Source organism: Halorhodospira neutriphila (genome assembly GCF_016584055.1).
Classification (GTDB): domain Bacteria; phylum Pseudomonadota; class Gammaproteobacteria; order Nitrococcales; family Halorhodospiraceae; genus Halorhodospira; species Halorhodospira neutriphila.
Map to the genome: position 1 here is coordinate 1 of NZ_NRSH01000141.1, position 5,307 is coordinate 5,307.

Consider the following 5,307-nt stretch of genomic DNA (forward strand, 5'->3'; position numbering starts at 1 on the left):
GCCGAGCCCCCCGCCTCGCCGGCGCCCCGGCGCTCCAGGGGGGCGACCCGGTCCACCCGGTGGCCGAGGGCCTCGAAGGCGGCGCACAGGGCGCTGATGTGGACGCCCTGGGCGTCCTCGCCCCGCGTCCGGTGGTGGTAGAGGATCCTCAAGGCGCCGATGCCTCGCTCTCCACCCAGCGGTACTTCCCCGAGGGCGACGGCGGGATGGCCGCGACGCGCTCGATGCGCACCGGCAGCTCGCCGCCCAGGACCCGGCGCAGCCCCGCCGCCACCGCCCGCTCCTGGGGCTCGCCCCAGTCGCCGGTGGCGACGACCTGGAGGTCGAGGCTCAGGTCGGCGCGCTGCACCAGCCGGTACTGGATCACCTCCGGGCGCTCGCGGAGCACGTAGTTGGCCGCCGAGCCGTGGACCCGGCGGCGGTCGGCGCCGAGCAGGAAGTCGTTGCGCCGCCCCTCGAGGCGCTCGAGGACCGGCAGCGAGGCGCCGCAGGGGCACGCCTCGCGGCCGAGGCGCCCCCGGTCGCCGACGCGGTAGCGCACCAGCGGCATGGCGTAGCCGTCGAGGTTGGTGATCAGCAGGTCGCCGACCCCCTCCTCGTCCGGCTCGGCCACCTCGACGTGGACGTGCTCGCTGGCGACGTGCAGCCGCCCCTCGGGGCACTCGTGGGCGATCAGGCCGCCGTCGCGGGCGCCGTACTCGTTGGCCACCGGGCAGTCCAGCCCGCGGGCGATGCCCTCGCGCAGCTGCGGATAGAGCATCTCCGCGGTGCAGAAGACCGCCTGCGGCCGCCAGCCGCCCAGGCGCTCCGGGTGCGCCGCGGCGTGGCGCGCCACGCGGTAGATCACGGTGGGGTAGCCGTAGACCAGCCGCGGCCGGAAGCGCCCCAGGGCGCGGGCGTAGGCGTCGATGCGCGCCTCGGTCAGGTCGTGGGCCGAGAGCAGCGCCTGGTTGAGCAGGTAGCGGTCCTTGAGGGTCCGGACCCACGAGGCCTTGCCCAGCTCGATGGGGGAGCCCCAGAAGTCGACCTGGCGATCGCCGGGGCGCACGCCGAACCACTGCCGGAAGCGCAGCTTCTGGGCGTTGTGCCGCGCCTCCTTGGCCTTGTCCGTCCAGAGCTGCAGGGGCCGGCCGGTGGAGCCGCCGGTGCTCGACGGCAGCACGCTGCCCCGGAACCCCTCGGCCAGCAGCGCCCGGCCGTGCTCGCGCACCGCCTCGCGCTCGAGGACCGGGAAGGCCTCCAGGCTCGGCTCGGCCCCCCGGAGGTGCGCCCGGTAGAAGGGGACGTGGCGGGCGCAGTGGCGCAGCAGCGCGGCGAGCTTGTCGGCGTGGAGCCGCCGCAGCGCCCGCGGATCCCCCTCGAGGCGGCGCAGGCCGGCGAGGTGGCGCAGGGTCTCCCGGCCGCGCAGCCGCTCGTGGGCCGGCAGCAGCAGGGCGCCGACGAGGCCGGTCGGCAGGGCCCACCCCTCCAGGGCCGGGCGGCCTCGCCGGCCTCCTCGGTACGGCATCCCGGTCTCGGCGATCGGGCTCATACGGCTACCTCCTCGACACGCTGGCGCAGGAACGACTCGAACATCAGCAGCGACCACAGCGCCCGGGCGTGGTTGGCGCGCCCCGCCTGGTGCTCGTCGACCAGCCGGCGCAGGCACCCGGGGTCGAACAGCCCGGAGTCGGCCAGCCGCTCGCCGAGCACCGCCCCGCGCAGCCGCCCCCGCAGCGGCCCCCGGAGCCACTCGGCGACGGGGAGCTCGAAGCCCTGCTTGCGCCGGTAGAGCGCCCCCCGCGGCAGCCGCGGCTCGAGGGCGCGCTTGAGCAGGTACTTGCCCTCGCCGCCGCGGACCTTGAGCGAGCTCGGCAGGGTCGCGGCCCACTCGACGAGCTGGTGGTCGAGCAGGGGCACGCGCACCTCCAGGGCGTGGGCCATGCTCGCCCGGTCGACCTTGGTCAGGATGTCGCCGGGCAGCCAGGTCTTGAGGTCGAGGTACTGCGCGAACGCCACCGGATCCCGCTCCGGCGCGTGGGTCGCGGCGGCGTGGCGCCGCAGGACCTCGCCGGCGTGGTAGCCCTGGAGCTCGCCGCGCAGCCGGCCCGAGAAGAGCCGCCGGCGCGAGGCGTCGTCGAGCAGGGCGACGCTGCGCAGGTAGCCGGTCACCGGGTCCGCGGCGAGGGCCTGGAAGGTGGCCTTGCCCCGCAGCGCGCGCGGGGCCCAGTCCGCCTTCGGGTAGCAGCGCCCGAGGGGGCCGAAGACCGCCCGGCGCAGCGGCGCCGGCAGGCGCCCGCGCAGCCGCTGCTCGCGGGCGTAGCCGCGGTAGCGCCGGTAGCCGGCGAGCAGCTCATCGCCGCCGTCGCCGGAGAGGGCCACGGTGACCCGGCACCGGGTCAGGCGGCTGACCTCGTAGGTCGGCAGCGCCGAGCTGTCGGCGAAGGGCTCGTCGTAGAGCCGCGCCAGCTCGTCGATGAGCGCGAAGCGCTCGGGCTCGACCGTATCGAGGTGGTGGCGCAGGCCGAGGTGGCCGGCCACCGCCCGCGCGTGCTCGGCCTCGTCGTAGCGGCGCTCGCCGAAGCCGATGGAGCAGGCGTCCACGGGCCGGTCGCTGAGCTCGCTCATCAGGGCGGTCACGGCGCTCGAGTCGACGCCGCCGGAGAGGAAGGCGCCGAGCGGGACGTCGGCGGCCATGCGCAGGCGCACCGCCTCGCGCAGCCGCTCGAGGAGCGCCTCGGCGGCCGCCTCCTCGCCCCACGCCGGGTCGGCCTCGAAGGCCACGTCCCAGTACTGGCGCGGCTCGCCGAGGGGCAGGCCGGGGGTCACGGTCAGGGTGTGCCCCGGCGGCAGCTTGCGCACCGCGGCGAAGAGGCTGCGCGGCTCGGGGACGTAGCCGAAGGCGAAGTACTCCTCCACCGCCGCCGGGTCCAGCGTCCGCGGCAGCTCCGGGCAGGCGAGCAGCGCCTTGATCTCCGAGGCGAAGAGCAGCCGCCCGTCGGGGAGCTCGGCGTAGCACAGCGGCTTGATGCCGAGCCGGTCCCGGGCGAGGAACAGCCGCCCCCGGCGCCGGTCCCAGACGGCGAGGCTGAACATCCCGCGCAGGCGCTCGACGCAGCGCTCCCCCCACTCCTCCCAGGCGTGGACGATGACCTCGGTATCGCAGCGGGTGCGGAAGCGGTGGCCGCGCTCCTGGAGCTCGCGGCGCAGCGGCTCGTGGTTGTAGATCTCGCCGTTGTAGACGGTGAGGACGTCGCCGTCCTCGTTGGCCAGGGGCTGCTGGCCGGCGGCGAGGTCGATGATCGACAGGCGCTGGTGCCCCAGCGAGACCCGCGCCTCGTGGTGGGCGCCGCTCTGGTCCGGCCCGCGGTGGGCCTGGGCGGCGTTCATCCGCTCGAGCAGCCCGGCCCGGGCGCCCGGCTCGTCCGCCCGGCCGACGAGGATCCCCGCCAGGCCGCACACGGCTCAGCCCCCCTCCCCCGGCGCCGGCGTGTCCACCCGCGCCAGGAGGGTGCGGTAGAGGCCCCCGTAGTCGGCGACCATCCGCTCCCGGGAGAAGTGGGCGACGACCCGCTCGCGCCCCGCCGCCCCCTCACGGCGGCCGCGCTCCGGCGCCTCGAGGTAGCCGCGCAGCGCCTTCGCCAGGGCCTCGGTGTCGCCGGGGGGCACCAGGGTGCCGGTGACGCCGTCGTCCACCAGCTCCGGGATCCCCCCCACCCGGGTGGCCACGACGGGCACGCCGGCGGCCATGGCCTCGAGGACCGTCACCGGGATGCCCTCCGCCAGCGAGGGGAGGACGAAGAGGTCGAGGCGCTGCAGCTGCTCGTCGACATCCGCCCGGCTTCCCGGCAGCCACGCCTGCCCGGCGAGCCCCGCGCCGTCGAGCGCCGCCTGGAGCTCGGCCCGCTTGGGGCCGTCGCCGAGGATCACCAGGCGGGCCTGCGGGAACCGCTCCGGGGCGAGCTCGCGGAGCCGCCGGAAGGCGGCCACCAGCGTGGCCTGATCCTTGACGGGGGTGAGCCGCCCCACCGTGCCGATGACGAAGGGGCGCTCCCCCTCGCCCGCTCCCTGCGCCGCCGGCGCGGCGAAGCGGTGGACATCCACCCCGTTGTAGATGTGCTCGACCCGGCTCGCCGGGATCCCCACCCGCTCGGTCAGGTAGGCGGCCAGGTGCGCCGAGACCGTCACGTGGCGGTGGACCCAGGGGCTCAAGGCCCGCCGCAGCCAGCGGTACTTGCGCCGGGTGCCGTGGAGATCGCCCATGTCCCAGCCGTGCTCGGCGTGGATCCGCGCCGGCACGCCGCAGAGCGCCGCCACCGGCTGGCCCTCCAGGGCGGCCAGGTTGCAGCTGTGGAGGAGATCCGGGCGGAGCCGGCGCAGCAGCCGCCCGAGCCGGAGGTAGATCCCCGGCCCCCGCCCCGGCGGCTTGTGCAGGGCGTAGACGGGGACCCCCGGCGGGAGGCGGCGGCGGAAGGCCGGGTCGTAGTCGGCGAGGCAGATCACGGCGTGGCGGAAGGCGTCGTCCGGCAGGCCGCGGATGAGCTCGACGAGGATGTTCTCGAGCCCGCCGACGTCGAGCCGGTAGAGCAGGTGGGCTACCAGCGGCCGGCGGTCGAGGCCGTCGCGGGCGGCGGGGGGTGTCGGCGCCCTCACTCCTGCCAGATCTCCCTGAGCCGGGTGAGCGCCGCCGGCAGGGCGGCCTCGGCGTAGCGGCGCATGGCGGGCTCGACCTCGCCGGGCTCGCCGCGGTACTCGGCGTAGACCACCACCAGGGCGGCGTCGTCGCGGCCGCCGGCGAGGCGCTGGAGCGCCTCCCGGAGCTTGACCTCGTGCTTGCTGGCGGTCAGGTGCCCGCCCACCCAGTACCACCGCCAGGCGACCAGGTCGCGCCCTGGCCCGTCGATCAGCATCCGCTGCCCGGCCGGCAGGCCAGCGACCTCAGCCCTGCCGGCCGGGCGCTGGTGCCACGCCTCCCGCTCGCGCCCGGCGAGGGTGTTCGCCCAGTCGATCATGCTGCCGTGGCGGAACTGCTCCCGGTAGTAGCCCAGGTGCAGCCCTACCGGGGGCGCGCCGTCGGTGACCGCCAGGCCGTTGCGGCTCGCCCGCTCGTTGCGGTAGCCGGGCTCCCAGACGGCGGCCGGCTCCCCGAGCGGCCGCCAGCCCTCGGGCACCACCGCCCCCGTGCCGAGCCCGCTCACCGGGCCGAGCTCGCGCTGGTTCATCCACCCGGCGTAGAGGGGGCCGGCGGCGAGCAGGGCGAGGGCCCCGGCGAGGGGGAGGCCGATCCGGGCCGCGCCCCGCCAGGCGCCGGCCGGGGCCGGCGCCTGG

The 5,307-nt window shown here is 76.8% G+C and carries 4 protein-coding genes; all 4 read right to left on the reverse strand.

The window, feature by feature from the left end; translation table 11 throughout:
- Positions 1–148 precede the first annotated feature (148 nt).
- Positions 149–1,507, reverse strand: a complete 1,359-nt coding sequence (locus CKO13_RS10375; protein ID WP_420827066.1) for a phenylacetate--CoA ligase family protein — start codon at positions 1,505–1,507, stop codon at positions 149–151.
- A gap of 20 nt (positions 1,508–1,527) precedes the next feature.
- A complete protein-coding gene (locus CKO13_RS10380; protein ID WP_200260552.1) occupies positions 1,528–3,441 on the reverse strand; it encodes an XrtA/PEP-CTERM system amidotransferase in 1,914 nt (637 codons plus the stop codon).
- A 3-nt stretch (positions 3,442–3,444) separates the two neighbouring features.
- Positions 3,445–4,632: a TIGR03088 family PEP-CTERM/XrtA system glycosyltransferase gene (locus CKO13_RS10385; protein ID WP_200260555.1), complete on the reverse strand. Its 1,188-nt coding sequence runs from the start codon at positions 4,630–4,632 to the stop codon at positions 3,445–3,447.
- On the reverse strand, positions 4,629–5,307 hold a 679-nt coding region (locus tag CKO13_RS10390), incomplete at its 5' end, for an exosortase C-terminal domain/associated protein EpsI (protein ID WP_200260558.1). The genes CKO13_RS10390 and CKO13_RS10385, both read right to left, overlap by 4 nt.